Source organism: Pectobacterium sp. IFB5596 (assembly GCF_021432585.1).
Classification (GTDB): domain Bacteria; phylum Pseudomonadota; class Gammaproteobacteria; order Enterobacterales; family Enterobacteriaceae; genus Pectobacterium; species Pectobacterium punjabense.
The window spans coordinates 24856-51630 of the sequence record NZ_LXFY01000010.1; the positions used below are offsets into that span (position 1 = coordinate 24856).

23 protein-coding genes and 6 tRNA genes are annotated in these 26775 nt (G+C 52.5%); 14 read left to right on the forward strand and 15 right to left on the reverse strand.

Features of this window, described 5'->3' with window-relative positions; genetic code table 11:
- The first annotated feature begins 83 nt into the window (after positions 1-83).
- Entirely contained in the window at positions 84-2102 is a 2019-nt protein-coding gene (gene fhuB / locus A6301_RS09235; protein WP_234257630.1) for a Fe(3+)-hydroxamate ABC transporter permease FhuB, read from the forward strand.
- 42 nt (positions 2103-2144) lie between these two features.
- Here the strand turns inward: fhuB and A6301_RS09240 are convergent, their stop codons facing one another.
- Positions 2145-2735, reverse strand: a complete 591-nt coding sequence (locus A6301_RS09240; RefSeq protein ID WP_039280663.1) for a LysE family translocator — start codon at positions 2733-2735, stop codon at positions 2145-2147.
- A gap of 135 nt (positions 2736-2870) precedes the next feature.
- Between A6301_RS09240 and A6301_RS09245 the strand changes: the two genes are divergently transcribed.
- Positions 2871-4331: a PLP-dependent aminotransferase family protein gene (locus tag A6301_RS09245; protein WP_205540069.1), complete on the forward strand. Its 1461-nt coding sequence runs from the start codon at positions 2871-2873 to the stop codon at positions 4329-4331.
- Between the two features lie 2 nt (positions 4332-4333).
- Here A6301_RS09245 and A6301_RS09250 read toward each other — a convergent pair whose 3' ends face one another.
- Together A6301_RS09250 and hemL are read right to left on the reverse strand one after the other, a co-directional pair.
- Positions 4334-4957, reverse strand: a complete 624-nt coding sequence (locus A6301_RS09250; protein ID WP_205540068.1) for a glutathione S-transferase family protein — start codon at positions 4955-4957, stop codon at positions 4334-4336.
- A 162-nt stretch (positions 4958-5119) separates the two neighbouring features.
- A complete protein-coding gene (gene hemL / locus A6301_RS09255) occupies positions 5120-6400 on the reverse strand; it encodes a glutamate-1-semialdehyde 2,1-aminomutase (protein WP_215484296.1) in 1281 nt (426 codons plus the stop codon).
- Between the two features lie 267 nt (positions 6401-6667).
- Between hemL and erpA the strand changes: the two genes are divergently transcribed.
- Positions 6668-7015, forward strand: coding sequence for an iron-sulfur cluster insertion protein ErpA (gene erpA / locus A6301_RS09260; RefSeq protein ID WP_005969047.1), 348 nt, complete (start codon positions 6668-6670; stop codon positions 7013-7015).
- 143 nt (positions 7016-7158) lie between these two features.
- Here the strand turns inward: erpA and A6301_RS09265 are convergent, their stop codons facing one another.
- The 3 genes from A6301_RS09265 to mtnN all read right to left on the reverse strand — a co-directional run bounded on the left by A6301_RS09265 (position 7159) and on the right by mtnN (position 9212).
- Positions 7159-7437: a hypothetical protein gene (locus A6301_RS09265; RefSeq protein WP_205540066.1), complete on the reverse strand. Its 279-nt coding sequence runs from the start codon at positions 7435-7437 to the stop codon at positions 7159-7161.
- 233 nt (positions 7438-7670) lie between these two features.
- Positions 7671-8510, reverse strand: coding sequence for a vitamin B12 ABC transporter substrate-binding protein BtuF (btuF, locus tag A6301_RS09270; RefSeq protein ID WP_234257631.1), 840 nt, complete (start codon positions 8508-8510; stop codon positions 7671-7673).
- A gap of 3 nt (positions 8511-8513) precedes the next feature.
- Entirely contained in the window at positions 8514-9212 is a 699-nt protein-coding gene (mtnN, locus tag A6301_RS09275) for a 5'-methylthioadenosine/S-adenosylhomocysteine nucleosidase (protein WP_107168733.1), read from the reverse strand.
- 121 nt (positions 9213-9333) lie between these two features.
- Here mtnN and dgt point away from each other — a divergent pair, with 121 nt between their 5' ends.
- The 7 genes from dgt (at position 9334) to A6301_RS09310 (ending at position 18248) form a co-directional block, all read left to right on the forward strand.
- On the forward strand, positions 9334-10845 hold the full coding sequence (gene dgt / locus A6301_RS09280) for a dGTPase (RefSeq protein WP_234257632.1): 1512 nt from the start codon (positions 9334-9336) through the stop codon (positions 10843-10845).
- Between the two features lie 189 nt (positions 10846-11034).
- Positions 11035-12498, forward strand: a complete 1464-nt coding sequence (gene degP, locus A6301_RS09285) for a serine endoprotease DegP (RefSeq protein WP_234257633.1) — start codon at positions 11035-11037, stop codon at positions 12496-12498.
- A 232-nt stretch (positions 12499-12730) separates the two neighbouring features.
- Positions 12731-13888 carry a CdaR family transcriptional regulator gene (locus tag A6301_RS09290; protein WP_010280713.1) on the forward strand — a complete coding sequence of 386 codons (1158 nt, stop codon included), beginning with the start codon at positions 12731-12733 and terminating at the stop codon, positions 13886-13888.
- A 510-nt stretch (positions 13889-14398) separates the two neighbouring features.
- On the forward strand, positions 14399-15403 hold the full coding sequence (locus tag A6301_RS09295) for a sulfate ABC transporter substrate-binding protein (protein ID WP_370642206.1): 1005 nt from the start codon (positions 14399-14401) through the stop codon (positions 15401-15403).
- Positions 15404-15559: 156 nt separating this feature from the next.
- The gene (cysT, locus tag A6301_RS09300; protein WP_107168728.1) at positions 15560-16372 is read left to right on the forward strand and encodes a sulfate ABC transporter permease subunit CysT; all 813 of its coding nucleotides are present in this window, start codon (positions 15560-15562) and stop codon (positions 16370-16372) included.
- Between the two features lie 12 nt (positions 16373-16384).
- Positions 16385-17266, forward strand: coding sequence for a sulfate ABC transporter permease subunit CysW (cysW, locus tag A6301_RS09305; protein ID WP_107168727.1), 882 nt, complete (start codon positions 16385-16387; stop codon positions 17264-17266).
- Positions 17256-18248 carry a sulfate/molybdate ABC transporter ATP-binding protein gene (locus A6301_RS09310; protein ID WP_107168726.1) on the forward strand — a complete coding sequence of 331 codons (993 nt, stop codon included), beginning with the start codon at positions 17256-17258 and terminating at the stop codon, positions 18246-18248. Before cysW ends, A6301_RS09310 begins: the two co-directional genes overlap by 11 nt.
- 79 nt (positions 18249-18327) lie before the next feature.
- On the opposite strand, the gene A6301_RS09315 is transcribed toward A6301_RS09310, so the two are convergent.
- The 3 genes from A6301_RS09315 to A6301_RS09325 all read right to left on the reverse strand — a co-directional run bounded on the left by A6301_RS09315 (position 18328) and on the right by A6301_RS09325 (position 20800).
- Positions 18328-18762, reverse strand: a complete 435-nt coding sequence (locus A6301_RS09315; RefSeq protein WP_039352393.1) for a DoxX family protein — start codon at positions 18760-18762, stop codon at positions 18328-18330.
- Positions 18763-19084: 322 nt separating this feature from the next.
- Positions 19085-19666, reverse strand: a complete 582-nt coding sequence (locus A6301_RS09320; RefSeq protein ID WP_205540060.1) for a TetR/AcrR family transcriptional regulator — start codon at positions 19664-19666, stop codon at positions 19085-19087.
- A gap of 84 nt (positions 19667-19750) precedes the next feature.
- Positions 19751-20800 carry an aldo/keto reductase gene (locus tag A6301_RS09325; RefSeq protein ID WP_234257634.1) on the reverse strand — a complete coding sequence of 350 codons (1050 nt, stop codon included), beginning with the start codon at positions 20798-20800 and terminating at the stop codon, positions 19751-19753.
- 187 nt (positions 20801-20987) lie between these two features.
- Here A6301_RS09325 and A6301_RS09330 point away from each other — a divergent pair, with 187 nt between their 5' ends.
- Entirely contained in the window at positions 20988-22094 is a 1107-nt protein-coding gene (locus A6301_RS09330; RefSeq protein WP_215484289.1) for an NADH:flavin oxidoreductase, read from the forward strand.
- A 149-nt stretch (positions 22095-22243) separates the two neighbouring features.
- On the opposite strand, the gene A6301_RS09335 is transcribed toward A6301_RS09330, so the two are convergent.
- From A6301_RS09335 to A6301_RS09350, 4 genes are all read right to left on the reverse strand, one after another.
- Positions 22244-22319, reverse strand: a tRNA-Lys gene (locus A6301_RS09335).
- Between the two features lie 7 nt (positions 22320-22326).
- Positions 22327-22402 (reverse strand) — tRNA-Val (locus tag A6301_RS09340).
- Positions 22403-22468: 66 nt separating this feature from the next.
- A tRNA-Val gene (locus A6301_RS09345) sits at positions 22469-22544 on the reverse strand.
- 58 nt (positions 22545-22602) lie between these two features.
- Positions 22603-22678, reverse strand: a tRNA-Val gene (locus tag A6301_RS09350).
- A 290-nt stretch (positions 22679-22968) separates the two neighbouring features.
- Here A6301_RS09350 and gltX point away from each other — a divergent pair.
- A complete protein-coding gene (gene gltX / locus A6301_RS09355; RefSeq protein ID WP_234257635.1) occupies positions 22969-24384 on the forward strand; it encodes a glutamate--tRNA ligase in 1416 nt (471 codons plus the stop codon).
- Positions 24385-24460: 76 nt separating this feature from the next.
- Here the strand turns inward: gltX and A6301_RS09360 are convergent, their stop codons facing one another.
- On the reverse strand, positions 24461-25345 hold the full coding sequence (locus A6301_RS09360; RefSeq protein WP_234257636.1) for an alpha/beta hydrolase: 885 nt from the start codon (positions 25343-25345) through the stop codon (positions 24461-24463).
- 250 nt (positions 25346-25595) lie between these two features.
- On the opposite strand from A6301_RS09360, the gene A6301_RS09365 reads away from it, so the two are divergent.
- Positions 25596-25671 (forward strand) — tRNA-Ala (locus A6301_RS09365).
- Positions 25672-25718: 47 nt separating this feature from the next.
- Positions 25719-25794: transfer RNA gene (locus A6301_RS09370), tRNA-Ala, on the forward strand.
- A gap of 189 nt (positions 25795-25983) precedes the next feature.
- Here A6301_RS09370 and ung read toward each other — a convergent pair.
- Positions 25984-26670, reverse strand: coding sequence for a uracil-DNA glycosylase (ung, locus tag A6301_RS09375; RefSeq protein ID WP_107170780.1), 687 nt, complete (start codon positions 26668-26670; stop codon positions 25984-25986).
- Between the last annotated feature and the right edge of the window lie 105 nt (positions 26671-26775).

The following is a 26775-nucleotide window of genomic DNA, read 5'->3' on the forward strand; positions in this document are numbered from 1 at the left end:
GCCTGCCGTCTGGCTGTATGGTGGAACGCTCTCGGCGATGCGCTTCTGCCACGTATTGAATCAGGCATTGGAGGCGAGACAACATGCCTAATTCTCCGTCTGTCGCGCACAAGCGTGCTGTGCACCCGTTGGTGCTCCCCATTGTTTTAATTGGTTTTCTGCTGTTCGTGATTCTGGGCGTGGGCAGCTACAATTTGCAGCAGCAATTGCCAGTGTCGCAGTGGTTTGAGGCGCTGACGCAGCCTGCTTTGAACAACATGCAACAGCTTCTGTTCCACTACAGTTTGCTGCCGCGCATGGTGTTGGCGCCGCTGATTGGTGCTGGGTTGGGGCTGTGCGGCGTGCTGTTCCAGCAGGTCTTGCGCAATCCGCTGGCTGAGCCGTCAACGCTGGGGATTGCCACGGGTGCACAGCTAGGCATTACGGTAGTCACGCTGTGGGCGCTGCCCGGCGGCGCAGTGATCCAGCAGGCCGCAGCGATGATGGGGGCACTGATGGTTGGCGCATTGGTCTTTGGCGTCGCCTGGGGTAAACGGTTATCGCCCGTGACGCTGATACTGGCGGGGCTGGTGCTGAGTTTCTACTGTAGCGCAGTCAATCAACTGCTGGTGCTCTTCCATCATGAACAACTGCAAGGCTTATTCTTGTGGAGCAGCGGGGTACTGAACCAGCAGGACTGGAGCAATGTACAATTTGTTCTCCCGCGTCTCGCGGTGTGTTTCTGCCTGGTGCTGCTTCTGATTCGCCCGCTAACGCTGCTGGGACTGGATGATGGCGTCGCGCGTAATCTGGGGCTTGGGCTGTCGTTGGCACGTCTGAGTGCGCTTGGGTTGGGGATTTTTCTGTGTGCGCAGTTGGTGAATGCGGCGGGCATTATCGGTTTTATCGGCCTGTTTGCGCCGCTGCTGGCGAAAATGCTGGGTGCACGGCGTTTACTCCACCGCCTCTTATTAGCGCCGCTGCTGGGGGCGCTGCTGCTCGGTGTGACCGATCAGGGGGTTATCTGGCTGAGCCGGGTGTGGCTTGACGTGCCGACTGGCGCGGCGACCGCGCTGATTGGCGCGCCGCTGTTACTGTGGCTGCTGCCGCGCCTGCGTAATAGCGGTCAACCGGCGATGATCGACAATAACAGCACCCCGACGGCTGAGCGCAGTTTGTGGGGAACATGGCTGGTGCTTGGCATCGTGCTACTAGGAATGGTGGTTATCACGGCGCTGATGTTGGGGAAAGATGCCGAAGGTTGGCAGTGGGGCGGCGGTGAGGTGTTAACGCAGTTGCTCTCATGGCGTTGGCCTCGGGTTCTGGCGGCGCTGACCGCTGGAGTGATGCTGGCGGTGGCGGGAACGCTAATCCAGAAGCTGACAGGCAACCCGATGGGGAGTCCTGAAGTGCTGGGAATTAGCTCCGGTGCATCGTTTGGCGTCATTATTTTGTTGTTCTTCATCCCCGGCAATGCGTTCGTGTGGCTGCTTCCCGCCGGAAGTGCGGGCGCGGCGCTGACGCTGCTGGTCATGGTGATGATCGCCGGACGCGGTGGTTTCTCTACGCAGCGTATGCTGCTGGCGGGGATTGCGCTGAGCATGGCGTTCACCACCGTCATTGCGCTGCTGCTGGCCAGTGGCGATCCGCGTATGGGCACCGTGCTGACCTGGCTGTCGGGATCAACCTATGCGGTTGAACCGACTGACGCGATACGCACGGCAGTGATTGCCGTTCTGCTGTTATTGATTGTCCCGCTGTGCCAGCGCTGGCTGCGTATTCTGCCGCTGGGTACCACCACGGCCAGAGCGCTTGGCGTGGCCGTCACGCCGGTTCGTTTGCTGGTCTTGTTACTGGCATCGGTGCTGACCGCGATGGCAACCATGATGGTCGGGCCGATGAGTTTTGTGGGCCTGATGGCACCCCATATGGCGCGGATGCTGGGCTTTAGCCGTGTGTTGCCGCAAATCGCTAGCTCTGCGTTGATTGGTGGCGCGCTGATGGTAATGGCAGACTGGTTTGGTCGGATGATCCTCTTTCCGGCACAGATTCCGGCAGGGTTGCTCGCGACATTTATTGGTGCACCTTACTTTGTGTATCTGCTACGCAAGCAGGTGAAATAACGCGAGCCTCGGCGGGGAGGGAAGCCCGCCGACGCCGTGTGATTAGCCAGAGAGGTTAATGGCTTCGACCAGCATCCAGAAGGTGGTGAGTACCAGAGAAAGCGCCATGATGCCGTTGAAGGCTTTCAGTTTCCACGGTTCCTGAAGATGTTTACCGATGCGATCGCCGAGCAGCGCCCAGACTAAAATACAGGGTAGATTGAGCGCCATAAAGGCGACTACCGTGGTGAAAAGGCCGCCGCTAGCGGCATAAAGCAGCGCGATGTTGCTGGACATCAGCCAGGCTTTCGGATTTACCGCCTGAAATAGCGTCCCTTGCAGTACGGTCATCGGCTGTACTCGCCCCTGTAATTCCGGTGCCGATGAGCGCACGATTTTCCACGATAGCCACAGCAGATAGACGCACCCCAGCACAGTGAGCGGGAGGCGAATCATGCTCATCCAGCTCAGCAGAAGTTCCAAGGCCACGCCCATCAGCGCCGTTTGTATCCCGCAGCCAACGGAAATGCCCATCATCATCGGTAACGTACGACGCAGGCCAAAATTGACGCCTGAGGTCGCCAGCAGCAGATTATTGGGTCCCGGCGTGATCGACATAACGGTGACGTAGCTGAAAAAAGAAGGGTCGAGCATGGTGTTATCCTGATGATGGGGGAGAACACTATAGTAGGCAGAAAAAATAAATGGTTACAGATACACAAAATGATTATTGTTATGGGTACAAAATGAATTAATCGTTAACTGTACTCATCGGCTTGCGGGGGAACTGTGTCCATTATCGACTCACAAGAAAGTACGCTCTATCAACAGCTCGCGGAAACCTTCGCCACGGCGATTCATCAAGGAACGTTAGCGCCGGGAAGTCGTCTACCCTCTATTCGCCGCGTTGCCGGTTCGCATCAGGTGAGTGTGAACACGGTGCTGAACGCCTGGCGTATTCTCGAAGATCGCGGGTTGATCGAAGCACGGCCGCAGTCCGGCTACTTTGTGCGGGGGCGTCTGCCGTCGCTGACGGAAAGCAAACCTCACCGTGCGCAGGTGATTGTGCCGGGCAGTGAAAAACTGGATTTGATTGATACCGTATTTGCTGCCCAGACGCACCCTGACTACACCAATATTTCTCTGGCATGCCCGCAGCATACCGATTTCTATCCTACCGAGAAGATCAGCCGTATTGCCGCTTCCTTGCTGCGGCGACAGCCTGAATTGATTGGTCGCTATGCGCTACCGCCGGGCAGTGAACGGTTGCGGCGCGAAGTGGCACGGCGAGCGATGGATTTGGGGATGACATTGACCCGTGAGGACATCACGATCGCTCACGGCTGTATGGAGGCGCTACAGTTAGCGCTACGCGCGGTGACGCAGCCGGGCGACTGCGTGGGGTTGGAAACGCCAACCTATTTTTATCTCTTTCCTCTGCTCGCCAGTTTGGGATTGAAAACGGTGGAGATTCCGACCGATCCGCAGCGTGGGCTCGCGCTGGATGCGTTGGAGTTACTGTTATCAGAAAATCGCTTACAGGCGATTATCGCCATGCCAAACGCGCAGAATCCGCTAGGGTGCAGCATGACGCTGGCAGATAAAAAGCGGTTGGCAACGTTGGTGAACGATTATCAAGTGCCGCTTATCGAAGATGGCTTGTACAGCGAACTTCAGTTTACCTGGCCGCTGTCGCCGACGGTGAAAGCCTTCGACCGTGAAGGCTGGGTGATTTACTGCTCCAGCTTCACGAAAACGCTGGCACCCGATTTTCGCATCGGCTGGATGGCGTCGGGTCGTTTTCGGGCAAAGGTGGCGCGACTGAAAGCGGTGTCGTCGATGGCGGAATCGGCGCTGTTATCAGAAACGCTGGCGCAGTTTCTGGAATCCGGCGGTTACGATCATCATCTGCGCACGCTGCGCCGCCGCTATGCCGCGCAGATGGATGAGGCTCGCGGGCTGATCGCTCGACATTTCCCGCAGGGTACACGTGCAACGCAGCCGCAGGGCGGTTTTGTCTTCTGGCTGGAATTACCGGGTGGCGTGGATGGGGTGGAGTTATTTCATCGTCTGCTGCAAGAAAGAATTTGCGTCACGCCCGGTGAACTTTACACGCTGAGCGGCCGCTGTAAGCACGCGCTTCGGCTGTCTTGCTGCTACCCGTTTGATGAACGCTACACCTATGCGCTTAAGCGTGCTGGCGCACTGGCCTGTGAAATGAGCGGTATCGGGCCGGGTAGCACAGAATAGCGTTATGGCGTGCCGTTTCGTCCCCAGGTCAGGTAGCCTGCACGCTCGCTTAAGCGTTCATAGTAGGCGCGGACGGCAGGATAGTCTGTGTGTTCCAGCGGTGTTTCATACCAGCGATTGACCGATAGCCCGATGGGAATGTCGGCCAGCGTAAACGCTTGCCCTGCAACGTAGTGACCAGTCCGCTCCAATTGCTGGTTCAAAATGCCCATGGTGCGTGACCAAAGCGCGCAGGATTCTGCCAATAGCTGCGGTTCCTGATGTGCGGGAGACTGGCGAACCAGCGACATAAAGGCGTAACGCCATGAGGGATTGAGCTCGGTGGCCTGCCAGTCGATCCATTGATCAACCGGGGCGCGACTACGCGGCTCCTGTGGGTAGAGCCAGCTTCCGTCTTTCGCGTTAGCGAGATAGCGTAAAATCGCGTTCGATTCCCACATGACGAAATCGTCGTCCTGAATAACCGGTATCATGGCATTGGGGTTAAGAGCCAAAAATTCCGGTGACTGCGGTGACTTATAGCCGTCACCCCAGTCTTCGCGCTGAAAAGGAATCGCCAATTCGTCACACAGCCACAGCACTTTCCGAACGTTGATCGACGACGTGCGTCCTAGAACCTTTAACATGATTTCTCCGCTATTTTCAGGCAAGTAGACTTACTCATAACCAATTTGAGAGGGCTTGTCATTCTCAAATGAGCATCCTGATGAAAAAATGTAAGGCGGGGGAGGGGCTGTTATTGAACAGCCATGGCGCCACTGAGTGACGCCATGGTGTACGCGTTCGCTTTATAGGCGTGAGAAGCAGAGCTGTGCTGCTTCGATGGTGCGTTCGATATCTTGCGGTGTATGTGCCAGCGACATAAAGCCTGCTTCAAACGCGGACGGCGCGAGATAGATCCCTTCTTCCAGCATCATGTGGAAGAAAAGCTTAAAGCGCTCGACGTCGCACTTCATCACATCTTGATAGCTTGTGACGCTGTCAGCATCGGTAAAGAACAGGCCGAACATGCCGCCCGCCTGATTCACTACCAGCGGAATGTTTTCGGCTTTCGCGGCAGCCAGCAGGCCATCAGCCAACTGATTGGTCAATGCGGTGAGCTTTTCATGTACGCCGGGTTTCGCGACTTCGGTTAAACAGGCAAAGCCGGCGGCCATGGCGATGGGGTTGCCAGACAGCGTTCCCGCCTGATAAACCGGGCCGGTCGGTGCCAGTGCTTGCATGACTTCACGCTTACCGCCGAATGCGCCGACTGGCATGCCGCCGCCGATAATTTTCCCCAGACAGGTCAGATCCGGCACTACGCCGTAGTGTGACTGTGCACCTGCCAGTGCCACACGGAAGCCGGTCATCACTTCATCGATGATGAACAGTGCACCAAACTCGTCACACAAGGCGCGTAGGCCGGGAAGAAAATCTGGCAGCGGTGGAACGCAGTTCATGTTGCCCGCGACGGGCTCGACGATAATCGCGGCGATCTCATCAGGGTATTGTTCAAATGCGGCGCGAACGGATGGCAGATCGTTATAGACGCAGGTCAGCGTATGGCGGGCGAAATCGGCCGGAACGCCGGGAGAGTTCGGTTGACCCAGCGTCAGCGCGCCGGAACCGGCTTTTACCAGCAGGCAGTCGGCGTGACCATGGTAGCAGCCTTCAAATTTGATGATTTTATCGCGACCCGTGTAACCTCGTGCCAGACGGATTGCGCTCATGGTGGCTTCTGTACCGGAGTTGACCATCCGTACCATATCCATACTGGGCACCAACGAGGTGACCAGACGCGCCATCTGCACTTCCATCTCGGTAGGCGCGCCAAAACTCAAACCGCGCTCTGCGGCAGCAATCACCGCATCACGGATTGCCGGATGATTGTGCCCCAGCACCATCGGGCCCCACGATCCCACGTAATCAATGTACGCTTGCTCGTCAGCGTCATAGAGATAAGCGCCATCAGCCCGTTCGATGAACAGCGGAGTACCGCCAACGCCGTTAAAAGCACGAACGGGTGAGTTCACACCGCCGGGAATAAGTTGCTGTGCCGCAGCATACAGGCTTTCAGATTTGTTCATTACGCGGTCCTGACTGGTCTTGATCGTAAAATGTAGGGGTATTCTAATGAACTGACCGCCGTTATGAAATCGCTGTACGGGGTTTCACTTGAAAACGCATGGCATCATACCCATTGAGAGTACTGGCTGGGGGAGAGATGACACCGCATAATGCGGCGATTATTTCAACAGCTGCTGTCAAATCTTGAACGTTTTCGCAGACTGCCGGATAATAAGCGTATGAATATGGGTCTATCACCTGATAAGCCCTGAGTTGGGAGTAAAAATATGAGCGACGATATAGCAGCACTGCCTCTGCAATTTACCGATGCGGCGGCAAGTAAGGTGAAAAACCTGATTGCTGATGAAGAAAACCCAGAGCTGAAACTGCGCGTATATATCACGGGCGGCGGCTGTAGCGGTTTCCAGTATGGTTTTACCTTTGATGATCAAATCAACGACGGCGATATGACCATTGAGAAACAGGGCGTGGCGCTGGTGGTTGACCCGATGAGCCTGCAATATCTGGTGGGTGGTGCGGTCGATTATACAGAAGGATTGGAAGGTTCTCGCTTCATCGTGACGAATCCGAATGCGAAATCTACCTGCGGCTGTGGTTCCTCTTTCAGCGTCTGATCGCGTATTGCGGTTATTCACCGACTAAAAAATAAAAACCGTGTCTTATTGAGACACGGTTTTTTTATAGCAGACATTTTTTATAGCAGACAATAAGCCTTTCACAGAAGCGTTAAAAAAATACGCTCCGTGTTTTACCGTGGTTACCATTCGACCGTAATCAAACGTGTTTCCGTACCCTGCGTCGTTTTTGCCGCGGAGGTAGAAAATTTTGCCTGATCGATCTGAATACGTGACTCAGTAATTTTAGGTTGAGGTACAGACGCTACGTTACAGTTCATTTGATATTGACCGGATTGCGGCGTGACGCCACACGACGGTAATATCGTCAATTGGGCATTAATTTGCCCGCCCTGACTCCCTGCATATGCCGTGCTACAGGCCGCCATCAATAGGCCCGCGTAAAGCAACGCACTTTTCATGTTTAAAGCTACCTGGTGTAAAGGAACCGATATCGGTTCAAAATTTTTATTTACTGCATATTGCTTTGGCTTTATCGCCGAGTGGTAATCAACACCTTTTATTGATGTCTATGACTCCACTCTTACGCTCAGATTATCGGCAAATATTGGCGAAATAAAAGCCTGCTAGTGTTACAACTTGTATACTAATGAAGCTATTGTTATCGAGATGATTTTATTGTGTTAATTGGTGATCATTTTATTGGCGAGGATGCCAGTCTTAATTCAGCTAATTGAGAACAAATTTGCTGTGCTGCCAATAGCAACCGAGGGCCGCTGCGGCTAAACCAGTCTTCATTGACGGTAATCACCGGGACTGCGAGCTGTGGCTGCCAAAATGCCTGAACGCTGGCAATTTTATCTGGTGTACCACTGACAATAATGGCCTGTGGTTGCCGCCTTAATACCTGTTCACGACTGACCTGCGGCCAAGGCACGGGGCTGTCGGCAAAGATATTTTCTGCGCCACATAGTGAAACGATCTGGCTTTGCAGCGTCGCTTCCGAAGAGGTAAACAGCGGTTGAGTGCCGAATTGAATGAATACCCGCAACGGATCGGTGTGTGTCGCCTTATGCTTCTCACCCGCGCGCTGTAACTTGCCTATTTGCTGCTGAAAATTTACCGCAGCCCGTTCGGCTTGCTCAGGGTCGCGGCTATAGGTTGCCAACTGTCGCAATGACATCGGGATATCGTCCAGCGTTTTCGCATCCAGATAAACGATGGGAATCGAGAAGTTGGCGAGCTGTTCCAGCGGGCGCTGTGGGTTGCCCTCGCGCCAGGCCAGAATCAGGTCGGGCTTGAGTGCGAGGATGCGCTCCAAATTGATGCCCTGCCAGGAGGCGACCTGTTCCAGTTTTTTCGCTTCCGGCGGGTAATCTGACCAGGCGCTGACCGCAACCAACTGTTCGCCCATGCCTGCCGCGTAGGCCATCTCGGTTGCGTGTGGTGCGAGACTGATGACACGCTGGGGAATAGCATAAGCGGTGCTGCAAAGCAGCAGCCCGATCAGCCAGCAAAGGAGCCTGAAGGTCATCGATTAGCGAGCAGCTAACTTGGCCAGAATCACTTCTACCATTCGCGTTGATTGCTGTGCGGCAACGCTCAGGAACTCATCAAAACTCAGGTGTGAGGCTTTATCGGCCACATCAGAAATCGCGCGAACCACCACAAACGGGACGGCAAACTGATGGCAGACATGGGCGATCGCGGTGGCTTCCATTTCCACGGCAATGGCCTGCGGGAAGGTGGTGCGGATGCGGGCTAATGGCTCTGCGCCGTTAATGAAGGCATCGCCGCTGACAACCAGGCCGCGCACGGCATTCAGCTGTAAATCGGTAATCGCTTCCTGCGCCAGTGCGATGAGTTTTTCATCAGCAGGGAAAGCGGCAGGGCAGCCCGCCATCTGGCCGGGTTCATAGCCAAAGGCCGTGACGTCAGCATCGTGGTAACGCACTTCATCAGAAACGACGATATCGCCGACATTCAGTGTGGGTGCCAGCCCGCCTGCTGAACCGGTGTTAATCACCACGTCCGGCTTGCTGTGTTCCAGCAGCAGCGTGGTGCCGAGTGCAGCGGAGACTTTCCCAATACCGGATTTCAGCAGTGCGACGTCTACGCCGTTGATGTGTCCGGTGTAGATTTCGCAACCCGCACGCTGAAAGGTTTGACGGTTTTCAATCCGATCGCGCAGCAGCGTTACTTCTTGTTCCATCGCACCGATAATACCGACTTTCATAAGGTTCCCCGCAAATTCTGTTATAAATGGAAGGCGTGTAGCTGGGGTTAGTCTATCATGGCTAGCGGGATGAGATGGAGTGTGCATTATTTTGCTGTAGCGGGATGACGGGGAGAAGCGTATGTCTGGTATCGATTTCGCCAAAAAAATGAGCTTTCAGCGCCATTTCAGCCGGCCTAAAACGGCTGAGGATGAATATACGATTGTGCGCCAGTTTGAGAGCGATCGGGGTCGTATTATTAACTCCGCTGCCATCCGCCGCTTACAGCAAAAAACCCAGGTCTTTCCGCTGGAACGTAACGCAGCCGTCCGTTCCCGCTTAACCCATTCGATGGAAGTGCAGCAGGTTGGTCGCTACATCGCAAAAGAGATTTTGCACCGCCTGCAAACTGATGGCCGACTGGCATCGCTCGGGCTGGCCGACAGACAAACGCCGTTTGAAAGCCTGGTTGAAATGGCATGCCTGATGCACGACATCGGCAATCCGCCTTTTGGTCATTTTGGTGAATCCGCGATTAACCAATGGTTCAGAAAATTGCTGGATAGCCATTATCTGGACAGTGAATCTCCGGAACGTGTCGATGACTGTAACGTGTCTGTGCTGCGGATGCAGCAGGATGGGCTGGACGAATTGCGTGGGCAGATCCGTCAGGATCTAAGCCACTTTGAAGGTAACGCACAGGCGATCCGGCTGGTACACACATTGCTGAAGCTCAACCTGACCTACGGGCAGGTAGCCTGTATTTTGAAATATACCCGTCCCGCGTATTGGCACGGCGAGCTGCCAGCGGATTACCACTATTTGATGAAGAAGCCGGGCTACTATCTGGCAGAAGAAGCGTTTGTCGCCAAACTGCGTGAAGAGCTGGATATGGGGGAGTTTCATCGCCATCCGCTGAGCTACATTATGGAAGCGGCCGATGACGTTTCCTACTGTATCGCGGATCTGGAAGATGCCGTTGAGAAAGAGATTCTCACGATTGAAGAACTGTACGATCTGTTGCGTGAAAATTGGGGAGAAGGAACGGAGAAAGACATTTTCGCCAAAACGATTGAACATGCCTACAAAGAGCGTGAGCGTTTAAAATGGCGCAGTCACGACGACCAGTTCTTTATGAATCTTCGCGTTAATACCGTGCAGCAGATGGTGCCCCATGCCGCGAAGCGTTTTATCGATAACCTGCCAGAAGTCTATGCCGGATCGTTTAATCAGGCGTTGCTTGAGGACGACAGCCCGCAGAACCGCCTGCTCGGCATTTTCAAACACGTCGCTTTAAAGCACGTTTTTAATCATCATGAGGTTGAACAACTGGAGCTACAGGGGGATCGCGTGATTCGCGGCCTGCTGGATATTTATAGCCCGCTGCTTGAGATGCCCTATCAGGATTTCAGTCAGCTCGTTCGTGAGGATACACACAGGCGTTATCCGATTGAAACGCGGCTTTACCACAAGCTATCCAGAAAGTATTGCTTAGCCTATTGTGAAGCCGTTGCCGAGTTGGAAGGCTTACCCGAAAGCGAGCAAATCGTCCGTGAGTATTACTATCGAGCCCGTCTGATTCAGGATTACATCAGCGGTATGACAGATTTGTACGCCTACGACGAATACCGCAAACTGATGGCGGCAGATTAGCGATGAACAGACGGCAATGGAAATCGCGAGTTTTGTAAAGCCGTTCAATATTTCCTTACGCTTCACAATCTTCCCCTCGGGAACCTTGTTGGTCCATATTTATCTCATACAGCACGACCACTGAGTGTACCCGGTGTCGGGTACACGGGCCGTAAGACTCGCGTGTTGATTACTATGAGATAGACTCCTATGAAAAAAAAATCACTGGTCCTGAGTGCGTTGGCGTTAAGTCTGGCGATGACGATGGGTTCAACTACGGCGAATGCGGCTGAGTCAGCGGCATCTGCTGCGTCATCGGGTCAATTACCCAGCCTGGCTCCTATGCTGGAAAAGGTTATGCCTTCCGTCGTGAGTATCTACGTGGAAGGACATACCACCGATCAGGGGAGAGAGAATAATGTAGGCAAAGAAAATATTCCGCCGCAGCTTCAGCCATTTTTTGGTGAAAACTCGCCTTTCTGTCAGGAAGGATCGCCGTTCCAGTCATCGCCGATGTGTCAGGGAGAGGGTGACGATGACGACGGTCAACCGCAACCAAAACAGGAAAACTTCCAGGCGTTGGGCGCGGGCGTCGTGATTAATGCGGAAAAAGGCTATGTGGTGACCAACAGCCATGTGGTGGATAACGCCGATAAGATTCAGATTCGACTCAGCGACGGTCGCAAGTATGACGGTAAAGTGTTAGGTAAAGACCCGCGTTCAGATATCGCGCTGGTACAGTTGAAAGACTTTAAAAACCTGACGGCGATTCAGGTTGCGGACTCCGAGCAGTTACGGGTTGGTGATTACACGGTCGCGATTGGTAATCCATATGGTCTGGGAGAAACGGCGACATCAGGTATTGTGTCCGCGCTGGGGCGCAGCGGCTTGAATATTGAAAATTACGAGAACTTTATTCAGACCGATGCGGCGATCAATCGTGGGAATTCTGGCGGTGCGCTGGTGAACCTGAATGGTGAGCTGATTGGGCTGAATACCGCGATCCTTGCCCCAGGTGGCGGTAATATCGGGATTGGCTTCGCTATTCCTAGCAATATGGTGAAAAGTGTCGTCGCACAGATTGTCGAATTTGGTGAAGTGAAACGCGGCGAGCTGGGCATTACCGGAACGGAATTGAATTCCGAGTTGGCACAGGCGATGAAAGTGGATGCGCAGCGCGGCGCGTTTGTGAGTCAAGTGCGGCCGAAATCGGCGGCAGATGTGGCGGGCATCAAGGCTGGTGATGTGATCGTTACGCTGAATGGTAAAGCGGTTAGCAGCTTCTCCGCATTGCGTGCTCAGGTTGGTTCGTTGCCGGTGGGCAGCAAAGTGGCGCTTGGGCTGCTGCGTGAAGGTAAACCGCTGACCGTCGAGGTGACGCTGCAACAAAGTAATCAGGCTCAGGTCGCTTCCGGTAATCTCTATTCCGGTATTGAAGGTGCGGAGCTGAGCAATACTCAGGTGGATGGCGAAAAAGGCGTTAAAGTAGATAACGTCAAACCCGGTTCTGCTGCGGCTAAAATCGGTCTGAAGAAGGACGACATCATTCTCGGTGTTAACCAGCAGGCAGTACAGAATATTGGTGAACTGCGTAAAATTCTGGACAGCAAACCGGCGGTATTAGCCTTGAATGTACGACGCGGCGACAGTTCGATTTATCTGCTGGCTCAGTAATTGAGTTGTACAACGTGTAATAAAGTAATTGCCTTTTAAGACAAGGTATTACGGTGATTGTCTGGCTGGGCACTTCGGTGCCCAGCGATTTCTCGTTTCTCCATGAAAGCGCTTTTGTGAGTTCTCCCACAGATTTAACCTAATTCCCGTTTCTTTGTTAATTTGCACAATGTGTGGCGCATCGCGTGGCGGTATGCTGGTGCAATTGTCAATGTTCCTCTCAGAGGTAAAAATGGCGTCGTATCATCTCAATGCCAAGATGGCACAGGATATTGTCGCGCGAACCATGCAGATCATTGATAGCAATATCAACGTGATGGATGCTCGCGGTAAAATTATCGGCAGTGGCGATCAGGAACGATTGGGGGAATTGCACGAAGGGGCGCTGTTGGCGCTCTCGCAGGGACGGGTTGTTGATATTGATGATGCCGTGGCGCGCCACCTGCACGGCGTGCGTCCGGGTATTAATTTACCCTTGCGTATTGATGGTGAGATCGTTGGCGTTATCGGCTTGACGGGAAATCCCAGCCAGCTGCGACAATATGGCGAGCTCGTCTGCATGACAGCGGAAATGATGCTGGAACAGGCGAGGCTGCTGCATATGCTGGCGCAGGATAGTCGTCTGCGTGAAGAACTGGTGCTGAACCTGATCCGTACCGACGATCTGTCTCCCGCGCTCATGGAATGGGCGCAGCGTTTAGGCATCGATCTGAATAAACCTCGCGTCGCCGCGGTGATCGAAGTGGACAGTGGGCAGCTTGGCGTAGACTCGGCAATGGCAGAGCTACAGCAGTTACAGACGCTGTTGACCACGCCGGAGCGTGACAATCTGATCGCGATTGTTTCTCTAACGGAAATGGTGGTGCTAAAACCGGCGCTGAACAGCCATGGGCGCTGGGATGCGGAAGAGCATCGGCGTCGCGTAGACACGTTGATGTCGCGTATGGCGGAAAGTAGTCGGCTGCGGGTGCGGCTGGCGCTAGGGAACTATTTTTCCGGCCCCGGCAGTATCGCGCGTTCTTACCGTACGGCGCGCACGACCATGAGCGTCGGGAAGCAGCGTATGCCCGCCCAACGCTGTTATTACTATCAAGATCTGATGTTGCCTGTGCTGTTGGATAGCCTGCGCGGCGGCTGGCAGGCAAACGAGTTGGTGCGTCCGCTCTCGAAGCTTAAGGCAATGGACGGTAATGGTCTGCTGCGCCGAACGCTGGGAGCCTGGTTTCGTAACAACGTTCAACCCGGCGCGACGGCGAAAGCACTGTTTATCCACCGTAATACGCTGGAATACCGTCTTAATCGTATCTCTGAACTCACGGGATTAGATCTGGGGAATTTCGACGACCGTCTGCTGCTGTACGTTGCTTTACAGCTGGATGAAGAAGAGTAGGACAGAAAGATACCCGCCTTTACTTAAACCGACCTTCCGCCATATATACCTGATGCCGCACGGCATCAGGGCTATTTCCGACGCGGTCTTAGAAGGTGTCAGCGGCAACAAAATTGCTTAGACTGAAAACTATGACATAACCATTAACAATATAACGCGATAGCATAAATTATCGCGAAACAATATTTTTGCCCCTTCCTTATATCCACTATTGTCACTTCCATGTTGTCAGCCTGACATACCCGTCATATTTCAAGCTGCATGTGCGTTGGTAATACTCGGCTCAGTTTGAGCCTCGCCCTCGCGGGCCGCCGCAAGCGGCGTTCAAATCGGCTAGCCGATTTGTCCTCGCTTACCCCAGTCACTTACTGATGTAAGCTCCTGGGGGCGTAGTGTCGCCACCTTCTTGCCGCTCGAATTATTTAGGGTATCGCCGTACAAAAGGCGTCAGTCGGCCACATTCATCTAAATACTTTCAAGCATTAAGGTTAGGGAGTGATAAGAATGTCAATACGTCGTCTGGGGTTATCTGTTGCTACGGCAGCACTGTTGTTTTCCGGTGTGGCCTCGGCGGCTACCGAATTATTAAACGTGTCTTACGATCCGACACGTGAGCTGTATCAGCAATACAATGCGGCGTTTATTAAGCATTGGAAAGCGACTACGGGTGAAGATATCACCATCAAAAACTCGCACGGTGGCTCTGGAAAGCAGGCTCGTTCGGTTATTGACGGTTTGCAGGCCGACGTAGTGACGCTGGCGTTGGCCGGTGATATTGATGCGCTCAACCTGAATCAACCGCTAATCGATCCTAAATGGCAGGCGCGTCTGCCTGACAACAGCACCCCTTATACTTCCACTATCGTTTTTCTGGTGCGCAAAGGTAATCCGAAGCAAATCAAAGACTGGAACGATCTGGTGAAACCGGGCGTTGAAGTGATCACGCCAAACCCGAAAACCTCCGGTGGCGCACGTTGGAACTTCCTGGCTGCATGGGCCTATGCCAAGGCGCAGCCAGGCGGCAATGATGAAACCGCACTGAAATTTGTCACAGAGCTGTATCGCCATGCTCCTGTACTGGATACCGGTGCACGTGGTGCGACCATCAGCTTTGTACAGCGTCAGTTGGGCGATGTATTGCTGGCATGGGAAAACGAAGCTTATCTCTCTCTGAAAGAGCAGGGTGGCGATCAGCTTGAAATCGTCACTCCGTCTCTGTCGATTCTGGCTGAACCACCAGTTGCCGTCGTCGATAAAGTGGTTGAACGTAAAGGGACGCAGAAACAAGCTGAGGCTTATCTGCAATACCTCTATAGCGATGAAGCACAGCGTATTATTGGCAAAAACTTCTACCGTCCACGTAACGCCAAGATTGCCGAAGAGTTCAAAGATCAGTTTGCACCAGTGAGTTTGGTCACGATTGATAAGGATTTCGGTGGTTGGACATCAGCACAGGATAAATTCTTTAACGATGGTGGCGTGTTCGACAAAATCTTTAAAGAGATCAATAAGTAATTTTTAACGTCTGACGGATCAAGGCCGCTATTACCGTAGCGGCTTTTTTCAGGTTAAAAAGGGCAGGGAAACTGCCGCCTGAAACGTTTTGTCAGGTAGCGCGTGTCGGCAAGCAGTTGTTGGCTGAGTAGTGAGTATGAAAATTAAAGGCACGGTATGTCACAGCGTTCTTCCTCAGTGATTCCCGGTTTCGGGCTAACGTTAGGGTTTAGCCTGAGCTATTTAGGATTAATAGTTCTTATTCCGTTGGCTGCGATGTTTTTGTATGCCAGCCAACTAACGTTCGGCCAGTTTTGGGATTTGATCACCAGCCGCCAGGTCTTGTTTTCCCTGCGGCTTTCGTTTGGCACTGCACTGGCTGCGGCTTTTATTAACGGTATTCTCGGGACGCTGCTGGCGTGGGTGCTCGTGCGTTATACCTTTCCTGGCCGCAAGGTGATCGATGCCATGATCGACATGCCTTTCGCGCTGCCAACCGCCGTAGCGGGGATTGCACTGACGGCATTGTATGCGCCGAATGGCCTGATTGGTTCTCTGTTTCCGTTCAAGATTGCCTATACCGGTATTGGTATCACGCTGGCGCTCATTTTCGTCACGCTGCCTTTCGTGGTCAGAACGCTACAGCCGGTGTTGGCCGATATTCCTAAAGAAGTGGAAGAGGCCGCAGCCTGTCTTGGTGCGCGACCGCTTCAGGTTTTCCGCCATGTATTACTTCCTGCGTTGTTACCGGCGTGGCTGACGGGGTTTGCTTTAGCCTTTGCCCGCGGTGTGGGGGAATATGGTTCAGTGGTGTTTATTGCGGGAAATATTCCGTTTAAAACCGAGATCCTGCCGTTGCTGATCGTCTCTAAGCTCGATCAGTATGACTACAAGGGAGCAACCGGGATCGGAGTATTCATGCTGCTGGTCTCTTTCATCATGCTGCTGCTGATTAACGTGTTGCAGCGCCGCATTCAACCGAAACTGTAAGGGCTGGTCGTCATGGAACAGGTTATTTCCTCTCAGGCCAGCGCAGCTAAAAGAAAAAAACAGCCCGCCGCCTATTACATTCTGGTCTCACTGGCGTGGGTCGTCTTTTTCCTGATTTTGGTTCTGCCGTTGATGATGGTGGTGACTCAGGGGCTGGATAAAGGCGTTGGCGCATTTTGGGACGCGATTAGCGAGCCGGATGCGATCTCTGCGCTTAAGCTGACGTTACTCGCAACCGTTATTTCTGTGCCGTTAAACGTCGTGTTTGGGCTGGCGACGGCGTGGTGTGTGACGAAATTCGAATTTCGTGGTAAGAGCTTCCTGCTGGCGCTGATCGACTTGCCCTTTTCTGTTTCCCCTGTTGTTGCCGGGCTGGTGTATGTGCTGCTGTTTGGGGCGCAAAGCAAAATCTATCCTTTCCTGCTCGAACACGATCTGCAAATTGTTTACGCCGTGCCGGGTATTGTACTGGCGACGATTTTTGTCACATTACCTTATGTTGCCCGTGAACTGATTCCGCTGATGGAAGAACAAGGGTCGCAGGAAGAAGAAGCGGCGCGACTGCTGGGGGCGAACGGCTGGCAAATGTTCTGGCACATCACGCTGCCAAACGTGAAGTGGGCGCTAATCTACGGTGTGGTGCTGTGTACCGCACGTGCTATGGGGGAGTTTGGCGCCGTTTCCGTCATTTCCGGCCATATTCGTGGCCTGACTAATACACTGCCGCTGCATATCGAAATTCTTTATAACGAGTACAACATCGTTGCTGCCTTCAGCGTGGCGATTCTGCTGCTGCTGATGTCGCTGGTGGTGCTGTTACTGCGCCAATGGAGTGAAGGTCGGTTGACGAAGCAAATACAGAAACAACAGGAGTTGGCCAAAAATGAGCATTGAGATTCGCAATATTAATAAACAATTTGGCCAGTTTCGGGCGCTGAACGAGATTAATTTATCGATCCACAGCGGTGAACTGGTGGCGCTGCTGGGGCCATCTGGTTGTGGTAAGACGACGCTGCTGCGTATCATCGCCGGGCTGGAACAGCCGGATAGCGGCAGCATCATTTTCCACGGTCAGGACGTGTCCGTCCACGATGTGCGTAAACGTAACGTCGGGTTTGTCTTCCAGCACTATGCGCTGTTTCGCCACATGACGGTGTTCGATAATGTCGCGTTTGGGCTGCGAATGAAGCCGAAGAATATCCGCCTGTCGAAAAGCGAGATCGAAAAGAAAGTGCATGAATTGCTGAATTTGGTGCAACTGGACTGGCTGGGGGATCGCTATCCTGAACAGCTTTCCGGCGGCCAGCGTCAGCGTATTGCGCTGGCACGTGCATTGATCGTCGAACCGAGCATTCTGCTGCTGGATGAACCTTTTGGCGCGCTGGATGCCAAGGTGCGTAAAGAGCTGCGTCGCTGGCTATCTCAGCTGCATGAAGATATCGATCTGACATCGGTATTTGTAACGCACGATCAGGAAGAGGCGATGGAAGTCGCTGACCGTATCGTGCTGATGAACAAAGGCGTGATTGAACAAATCGGTACACCGGCAGAGGTGTATAACAATCCAGCCAGCGAGTTTGTTTATCATTTCCTTGGCGACAGTAATCGGTTGAAAGTCGCGCAAACGGAAGAAACCATTCTGTTCCGTCCGCATGAAGTGTCGTTGTCCGTTCAGGCACAAGATGGCTATCAGGCGGTGACCGTACGCGATATTCGTCCGCTGGGCGCTTTGACTCGTCTGTCGTTGAAATTGGGTGAGCAGTCTGAGCTGATTGAAGCCGAAGTTGCAAAAGACGATGTGAGCCTGGAAGGGTTGCAGAAAGGCGATGTGATTCAGTTCAAGCCCAAGCGCTATAATCACGATTGGGAAATCTGATTTGTATGTTGCAGACAACAAAAAACCCGCAAATTCGCGGGTTTTTTGTTTTTGCTATTAATGCTTGTGGCTGCAAGAATTAACGATAAGCAGGGTTAGAGGCGACAGAGTAACGACCACTGCCAACCAGCATGATGATAATGCCAGCAAAGAAATAGAGCGCTTCGACTTCCAGTGCCCATGCACCGACTTCGGTTAGGGTGAAGAATTTACCGGTACCCACCATCAGCGTAGCGACAACCAGCGTCAACGCAGCAATCAGGCCAGAAATACGGGTAAACACGCCCAGAATAATCAGAATTGGCGCAACGACTTCGCCTACGTAGACGCCGTAAGCGATAAAACCTGGCAGGCCAGCGCCTTGCAGCATCTGTACAATCCAACCCACACCGTGCTCAATTTTTGCTACGCCGTGAAACAGCAGCAGAATACCCACGGTTAAACGCAGTAAAAGTTTACCTGCATCGGGATGATCGGTTAAACGCGTGAACCACTGATTCAACTGAGAAATCATACTAGACAACCTCATGAGTTAGCGAAAAGTGCTATTGGAGATAAGGCGGCAGTGTCGTCGATTTAGCGCCTGAATAGAAAACAAATAAATTTGATATTTTCTGTCAAAAAATTAGGTGAAGCGTGTCAACACGAAAAGCATAGCACTGCAATTGTGGTGGTCTAATGATGGATGAGAATAACGCAATAACACTATGTTATGAGAAGAGCCGGTGACCTGAACGGTGGAAGGTTAGGGAATAGCCTGTATAAAGGGGATATTTTTGATGGGAAGCGCGATTGGGGCTTATCACGGTTGCGGTAGGCCCCTTTTCATAACATGCCTATGATTCGCCAAGCAGCGCCTTTTTCGCAGCGCTGAGAAAGTCGTCTGACAAAGTGTCGCCAGCTGTTGCACGTGCTAGTGCCAGCGCGCCGGATAACAGGGCGAATTGCGCCAGAGCATGCTGCTTACGCTGCTCTTTATCCTCTATAGTCGATAGAGACTCCAGCCTGTCCAGCATGGCTTTGACACCGCTGAGATAAACCTCGCGTACCGGCTTATCTTCACCTTCTCTGGCGACATCGCTGGCTAATGCGGTGATTGCGCAGCCATTTTTAGCGCTGTCACGGTGGTCGGGGGAAAGATAGTGTTCGACAATCGTTTGTAGATCATGTTGATCGGCGTGCTGGCTTATTTCCTGCCAGCGCGCATGGGAATCCTCAAGCGCTTTTCGGCTGGCGATGGCAGCGAGCTCATCTTTTGAGGCAAAATGACCATAAAAGCCGCCGTGGGTTAACCCGGCCGCAGCCATCAAATCGTTCACGCTGACGCCATTCAGACCCCGTTCGCGAAAGAGCTGTGAAGAAACCTGGATAATTTCCTCTCGGTTACGCTCCATCTGCTGTTTTGATACACGGGCCATGTTGTTCTCCTTTCTTTGTCAGGCATCATCTTAGAGTATGAAAAAATCAGACTCAATAGATGATGCCTTTCATCAATAGCCAGATCAGGCTCGTGGTGGCCATGGCGTAATGATATGGGTGCTGTCGCTTCCCTGAGCCCGTGGCAATGTTCCTGCAATCTGCTCGTGTGGCGTTCCCAGAGAAATAGCGCTGACTTCATCCAGCCGTGCTATTTGATCTTCACTTAGCGTCACATTTAATGCGAGTAGCGCGTCGTCCAACTGTGCCAGCGTGCGCGAACCCAGAATGGGGATCAGACTGGTGCTGGAACGGGCGGACTTATGCCGCAGCCAAGCGATAGCAATCTGTATTGGCATGACGTTCAAATCGTTTGCCACGCGAAATACCTCATCCAGCAAGGTCGTATCTTGCTCTGTGTGTAGTAATCTTCCGCCAAAACCGATCAGTCGACCTTCTTTACTTTGACGGTATTTTCCCGTCAGCAAACCGCCACCCAGCGGAGACCAAAGCGTTGCAGCCAGCCCCATTGCTTCAGCCATCGGCAGCAGTTCCCGTTCTGCGGTGCGCTGTACCAGGCTGTATTCCACCTGAATACCGGCAATGCGTGACCAGCCGCGCAGTTCCGCCATGGTGTCCGCTCGGGCAATACGCCAGGCTGGAAAATTAGAGAAGCCTGCGTATTGGATTTTCCCTGCTCGAATGAGATCGTCGAAAGCGCGAACAATCTCTTCAAGCGGGGTTAGCCGATCATCAAAGTGCGCCCACAACAGATCAATATGATCGGTTTTCAGTCTCTTCAGGCTGTTTTCTACCGATGAAATCATGTTCTTGCGGCTATTGCCGGTTTGGGAAATTCCTGCATCCAGCATGGCACTTAAGGTGTATTTCGTCGCCACGACAAAATGATCGCGTTCTGAAGCAATGAATTCTCCGACCATCTGCTCAGATTGGCCTAACTGGTAAGCATCTGCCGTGTCGATGAAGTTACCGCCCGCGTTGGCATAACGATCAAACACCTGTTTAGCCTGCTCTTTTTCAGAACCATACCCCCAACCGGTGCCAAAATTTCCTGTTCCGAGAGCCAGCTCTGAAACGCGTAAACCCGTATTCCGCCCAAACGTCGAGTATTTCATACTGTTCATTCCATATTTAAATGTTGATTGACATTTATTATATATGTCATACATCATTTATAAGTGCAAGCAGGGTGGCATTCTCTTTACAAGAGACGATGCTAACAGGGGTTGCTTAACTGCATGAATTGCGTTTTTAATCCATGTTCAACGCCACTATGGCGTTAAACCTTAAAAGGAAATATCCATGTCTGACGATATTCTATTTAGTCCCTTCACGGTGAAAGGGTTGACCCTTCCCAATCGCATCGTTATGGCACCCATGACACGGGGTATGGCGGAAGAGGGGGTTCCTGGTCTGGCGAATGCGGAATATTACCGACGCCGTGCCGAAGGCGGCGTAGGACTGATTCTTACAGAGGGGACGGTGGTCGATCGTCCCGCTTCGCGCAATATGCCAGGAATACCATTTTTCCACGGTGAGGCAGCGCTAGCAGGCTGGGATGCGGTGGCTAAAGCGGTTCATGCCGCTGGTGGTCGTATTGGCCCACAAATTTGGCATACGGGGTCAACGCACGGTCGTGGCTGGGAACCGGATGCCCCTGTTGAAAGCCCATCGGGACTGGTTGGGCCGGATGAGCCCCGTGGTGTGGTGATGACGGAAGAAGCTATTGCCGATACCGTAGCGGCTTTCGCCCGCGCAGCAGTCGACGCCAAACGGTTGGGGTTTGACACGCTGGAGTTGCATGGTGCGCATGGCTATCTGATCGATCAATTCTTCTGGCCGGGTACGAATAAGCGTACAGATGTTTTCGGCGGAGCAACGATCCGTGAGCGTTCTCACTTTGCCGCAGAGATTATTCGCGCGGTCCGAGCCGCTATTGGTGACGATTTCCCGCTGATCCTGCGCGTGAGTCAGTGGAAACAGCAGGATTACCGCGCACGGCTTGCCACTTCCCCACAGGAGATGATGGACTGGTTGGCACCGCTGGTTGAGGCGGGTGTGGATGTTCTCCACTGTTCCCAGCGTCGTTTCTGGGAGCCGGAATTCCCCGAAATTGACGGGGCTGAAGGGTTGAATTTCGCTGGTTGGGCGAAGAAGCTGACAGGTGCGACGACAATCAGCGTTGGCTCGGTAGGGCTGAGCTCGGATTTCTTTGCGGCGTTTGGTGGCGAGGGTTCCGGTACGGCAGCGCTAGATAATCTGTATGCGCGCATGGAGCGAGAAGAATTTGATTTGATCGCTGTTGGCCGAGTTCTGCTCTCTGATGCGCAATGGGTACAAAAAGTACGTGCAGGACAGACTGATAAGTTGCGCGGTTTTGATGCAGCGGATTTAGCCGTACTGGCATGATAGTTAGGTGCCGCAGCTGAGCAACGCTGTGGTACTTCATCGAAGTTTAGGAATATTACCGTAAAACTGACAACGGCTCTCATCTACACGATACGTGCAGTAGATAACATTGGGTGGATTTACTTCAGAGAGGAATCACTTTGCGGAAGTGGTGGGTCGTGCAGGATTCGAACCTGCGACCAATTGATTAAAAGTCAACTGCTCTACCGACTGAGCTAACGACCCGCAGAAGTGGTGGGTGATGACGGGATCGAACCGCCGACCCCCTCCTTGTAAGGGAGGTGCTCTCCCAGCTGAGCTAATCACCCACTTCTGTACTACATTTACTTCTTGTGCTACTTCAACTTCTAATAAGAAGACCAGCTGGTAGAGATTGGTGGGTGATGACGGGATCGAACCGCCGACCCCCTCCTTGTAAGGGAGGTGCTCTCCCAGCTGAGCTAATCACCCAATCTCAAATCTTCTTACTCTACACAGCGAGCGACTCTTACTTAATTTCAGTAAAGAGTGGTGGGTGATGACGGGATCGAACCGCCGACCCCCTCCTTGTAAGGGAGGTGCTCTCCCAGCTGAGCTAATCACCCCCGCTGTGTGGAGTCGCATTATAGGGATACTTGAATATGAGTCAACGCTTTTTAAAACTAAAATGATTGTTCGTTGCAAAATTAGGCAAGGCGTCGTATTTATCACCGCTGGTGCTGCATCCTTGCGCAATTCAGCGAGGTATCTGGTCATTTCTACCAGAATAAAAGCGTGTGCGGCATGTTACGGCGTTGAGGAATCGAAGCAGAGTGATAGAATGTTGCCCACTTTTGTTCTCTGAGCTTATGTCGGTATTGCCGACAGCCGTTGCGTAATAAGGCTGTAATCCCAAATGAAAATCAAAACCCGTTTCGCCCCTAGTCCTACTGGCTATCTTCATGTCGGTGGCGCTCGTACCGCACTTTACTCTTGGCTGTTTGCTCGTCATCAGGACGGCGAGTTCGTGCTGCGTATTGAAGATACTGATTTGGAGCGTTCAACTCAGGACGCGATTGATGCCATTATGGATGGTATGAACTGGCTGAGCCTGAACTGGGATGAAGGCCCGTACTACCAGACTAAACGTTTTGACCGCTACAACGCCGTTATTGATCAGATGCTGGAAAACGGCACGGCCTATAAGTGCTACTGTTCTAAAGAGCGTCTGGAAGCGCTGCGTGAAAAGCAGATGGAAAACGGCGAAAAGCCGCGTTACGACGGCTGTTGCCGTGGCTCTCACGAACATCATGCTGATAATGAGCCGCACGTCGTGCGTTTCCTCAACCCGCAGGAAGGCTCGGTCATCTTCAATGACCGCATTCGCGGGCCGATCGAATTCAGCAATCAGGAGCTCGATGACCTGATTATCCGTCGTACTGACGGTTCACCAACCTACAATTTCTGTGTCGTTATCGATGACTGGGATATGGAAATCACGCACGTTATCCGTGGTGAAGACCATATCAACAACACGCCGCGCCAGATCAATATCCTGAAAGCGCTGGGTGCACCGGTGCCGGAATATGCGCATGTGTCGATGATCCTGGGCGACGACGGTAAGAAATTGTCCAAACGTCATGGCGCAGTCGGTGTGATGCAATACCGCGATGACGGCTATCTGCCGGAAGCTCTGTTGAACTATCTGGTGCGTTTAGGCTGGTCATCTGGCGATCAGGAAATCTTCTCCATTGATGAGATGAAGTCTCTGTTCTCACTGGATGCCGTCAACAAATCGGCGAGCGCCTTCAATACTGAAAAGCTGCAATGGTTGAACCACCACTATATTAACTATCTGCCAGCAGAATACGTGGCAACGCACTTGTCATGGCATATTGAGCAAGCGGGTATTGATACGCGTACCGGGCCGCAGTTGAGTGAACTGATCGGCTTGCTGGGCGAACGTTGTAAGACGCTGAAAGAGATGGCGGACTCTTGCCGTTATTTCTATGAAGATTTTGCTGAGTTTGATGCCGATGCTGCGAAGAAACACCTGCGCCCGGTTGCCCGTCAGCCGCTTGAGCTGGTTCGTGAGAAGCTGGCGGCAATTAGCGATTGGACAGCGGAGAACATCCATCACGCTATTCAGGGCACGGCAGATGAGCTGGGTCAGGGGATGGGGAAAGTCGGTATGCCATTGCGCGTTGCGGTAACGGGCGCTGGCCAGTCTCCGGGCGTTGATGTGACTGTACAGGCGATTGGCCAACAGCGTTCGCTGGCGCGTATTGATAAAGCACTGGTGTTTATCGCGGAGCGTGAAGCCCAGCAGTAATCGCTATTGCGTGAATAGCGTTATACAGAACAGACCCCGGCAAAATGTCGGGGTTTTTTATGACATCAAATAATGATTATTGACCGGCGATAGTGACCGCTTTGCCTATGGCATCCGGGATGACGTCGCCGTGTCCTTTGCCAGGGAACAGAATAAAGTCGGTTTTTGTGCCCTGTTCGTTGAGTTGTGCGACCAGCGTTTTTGCTCTTTCCACCATTTTTCTTTGGCTGAGCCGTTCCGCCCGCTTTTCATCAACGGCTTTACCTGCCTGAGTTTTGACAGGTTCATCCTCATTTTCTCCAGCTGTGACAGTAATCGACAGCGGCGGTGTAGCGAGCAGCGGCGTTCTTACCGGAATCACAACACCGTTTCCCCACCAGATAGATGGACTCGCAGCGATATAACGCTGGAAAGATTCGGTGTGGTTAAAAAGCGTATAGAGCGTGAACAGGCCACCGAAAGAGTGCCCGGCAAGCGTTTGTTTTTGCTTATTGACGGCGTAGTTTGCCTCAACCCAAGGTTTTACCGTGGATTGCAGGAATTGGTAAAATGCCTCGGCTTCGCCGCCCGCGGCAAAATCTGGGTCGGTAATCGTTGTTGGCGGCGTGTAGTCACGCGTGCGGGCGGGAACATCGTAAGGTTTATCGATCGGATAACCGATAGCGACAATCAGCGGTGCCGCGCCATTTTTCGCGTTGTAACTGTTTATGGCAACCGGAAACTGGGCATTACCGTCCAACATGTACAGCACCGGATAGCCGCCTTCTGGCACGGGTTGACGGGGAAGCGCGATGAAAAGTCGATAAGCATGTTGTTCGCCACTTTGCATCTCAACGTGCCTGATTTGAAATTGGGCTTTTGCTTGTTCGGTAATATCAGGAATGGCTGGCTGTGCCCGAACGGGCAACATGCCAGACACAGATACCATCAGAGAAAATACAATCATAGAAAAATAGCGCATGTGCGAAGTGCTTAATAGAAGACAGAAGCGTAACGTAAATTGATGATAATAAATCGCGTTATCGTTGGCAGCTTTTTATTGTACTTATGATGATATGACACCGAAATTGCCGCCTGTTTTTTCTCACCTTTGGCGTCTTTTTCAGCGGTTGATCGGATAAGCGGATTTAGCCGTTGACACTGCTAATCGGGTTTCATATTATGCGACGCGTTCGCACAGTACTTGCCTTTGCGGTAATGCTGTAAGATACGGGGCTATAGCTCAGCTGGGAGAGCGCTTGCATGGCATGCAAGAGGTCAGCGGTTCGATCCCGCTTAGCTCCACCAAACACTCCCTCTGTTTGGTTGATTATCGTGAACATTCCACACGTTGTGGGGCTATAGCTCAGCTGGGAGAGCGCTTGCATGGCATGCAAGAGGTCAGCGGTTCGATCCCGCTTAGCTCCACCAAATCATCGCATTACTTCCTATTATTTATTCCTTTCGATTTATCCACATTCAATCAATGTTTTTCATTGGCTTAATACGCTTGTAAGCGACTTCTTGTTAACGATTTTTTATAAATGCTTCTTTATAAACGGTTCTTTGTAAAGGATAGTTGGTTGCCCCCATTCTTTGAAAGCAACCAAACTGTTGCACTTAGATCTCTTCCGGAAGCCTTGGCATCCAATCTATTGGCGATAATCCTTGCTGTTCCAGAAGCTGATTGGCCTGCGAAAAATGTTTACAGCCCAAAAATCCACGGTGTGCGGACAGTGGGGAAGGGTGCGGTGATTTCAGAATATGGTGGCGCTTCTGGTCAATGATGTTGCCTTTTTTCTGTGCATGTGAACCCCACAAGAGAAAGACCAGGCCTTCCCGCTGTTCATTCAATGCGGCAATGACGCGATCGGTAAAGGTTTCCCAGCCCAGATTGGCATGCGAGTGTGCTTGCCCGGCCTCAACCGTTAGTACGGTGTTTAGCAGTAGAACGCCTTGCTCCGCCCAGCTTTGCAGAAAACCGTGTCGTGGAATTTCAAACCCAGGGATGTCGTTTGCCAGTTCTTTATAAATATTGCCCAGGGAAGGCGGAGCGGGGACACCCGGACGTACAGAAAATGACAGTCCGTGTGCCTGATTCGGGCCGTGATAGGGATCTTGCCCCAGAATGACGACTTTGACCTGATGCAGTTCGGTAAAGCGGAACGCGTTAAAAACATCCTTCTGCGGGGGATAGATCGTCTTACCCGCTGCTCGTTCTTTCCCAACAAATTCAAGGGTATTGATGAAGTAAGGCTGCTGCTTTTCTTGTGCCAGCACGTCATGCCAGGTGAGAGAGGTCGCCATCATGCACTCTTTTTTTACAGGTTGAATGGTGTTGTGGGTAGCTTACCGATCTATCGTGCTCAGGTAAAACCGTAACCACGATTGTCGGGATTAAAGAGGATTTTT

What these genes read in the sequence shown, in the direction of transcription:
- fhuB (WP_234257630.1), top strand. Translation starts at nt 84, where the DNA reads ATGCCTAATTCTCCGTCTGTCGCGCACAAGCGTGCTGTGCACCCGTTG.
- A6301_RS09240 (WP_039280663.1), bottom strand. Translation starts at nt 2,735, where the DNA reads ATGCTCGACCCTTCTTTTTTCAGCTACGTCACCGTTATGTCGATCACG.
- A6301_RS09250 (WP_205540068.1), bottom strand. Translation starts at nt 4,957, where the DNA reads ATGTTAAAGGTTCTAGGACGCACGTCGTCGATCAACGTTCGGAAAGTG.
- hemL (WP_215484296.1), bottom strand. Translation starts at nt 6,400, where the DNA reads ATGAACAAATCTGAAAGCCTGTATGCTGCGGCACAGCAACTTATTCCC.
- erpA (WP_005969047.1), top strand. Translation starts at nt 6,668, where the DNA reads ATGAGCGACGATATAGCAGCACTGCCTCTGCAATTTACCGATGCGGCG.
- A6301_RS09265 (WP_205540066.1), bottom strand. Translation starts at nt 7,437, where the DNA reads ATGAAAAGTGCGTTGCTTTACGCGGGCCTATTGATGGCGGCCTGTAGC.
- btuF (WP_234257631.1), bottom strand. Translation starts at nt 8,510, where the DNA reads ATGACCTTCAGGCTCCTTTGCTGGCTGATCGGGCTGCTGCTTTGCAGC.
- mtnN (WP_107168733.1), bottom strand. Translation starts at nt 9,212, where the DNA reads ATGAAAGTCGGTATTATCGGTGCGATGGAACAAGAAGTAACGCTGCTG.
- dgt (WP_234257632.1), top strand. Translation starts at nt 9,334, where the DNA reads ATGTCTGGTATCGATTTCGCCAAAAAAATGAGCTTTCAGCGCCATTTC.
- degP (WP_234257633.1), top strand. Translation starts at nt 11,035, where the DNA reads ATGAAAAAAAAATCACTGGTCCTGAGTGCGTTGGCGTTAAGTCTGGCG.
- A6301_RS09290 (WP_010280713.1), top strand. Translation starts at nt 12,731, where the DNA reads ATGGCGTCGTATCATCTCAATGCCAAGATGGCACAGGATATTGTCGCG.
- cysT (WP_107168728.1), top strand. Translation starts at nt 15,560, where the DNA reads ATGTCACAGCGTTCTTCCTCAGTGATTCCCGGTTTCGGGCTAACGTTA.
- cysW (WP_107168727.1), top strand. Translation starts at nt 16,385, where the DNA reads ATGGAACAGGTTATTTCCTCTCAGGCCAGCGCAGCTAAAAGAAAAAAA.
- A6301_RS09310 (WP_107168726.1), top strand. Translation starts at nt 17,256, where the DNA reads ATGAGCATTGAGATTCGCAATATTAATAAACAATTTGGCCAGTTTCGG.
- A6301_RS09315 (WP_039352393.1), bottom strand. Translation starts at nt 18,762, where the DNA reads ATGATTTCTCAGTTGAATCAGTGGTTCACGCGTTTAACCGATCATCCC.
- A6301_RS09320 (WP_205540060.1), bottom strand. Translation starts at nt 19,666, where the DNA reads ATGGCCCGTGTATCAAAACAGCAGATGGAGCGTAACCGAGAGGAAATT.
- A6301_RS09325 (WP_234257634.1), bottom strand. Translation starts at nt 20,800, where the DNA reads ATGAAATACTCGACGTTTGGGCGGAATACGGGTTTACGCGTTTCAGAG.
- A6301_RS09330 (WP_215484289.1), top strand. Translation starts at nt 20,988, where the DNA reads ATGTCTGACGATATTCTATTTAGTCCCTTCACGGTGAAAGGGTTGACC.
- gltX (WP_234257635.1), top strand. Translation starts at nt 22,969, where the DNA reads ATGAAAATCAAAACCCGTTTCGCCCCTAGTCCTACTGGCTATCTTCAT.
- A6301_RS09360 (WP_234257636.1), bottom strand. Translation starts at nt 25,345, where the DNA reads ATGCGCTATTTTTCTATGATTGTATTTTCTCTGATGGTATCTGTGTCT.
- ung (WP_107170780.1), bottom strand. Translation starts at nt 26,670, where the DNA reads ATGGCGACCTCTCTCACCTGGCATGACGTGCTGGCACAAGAAAAGCAG.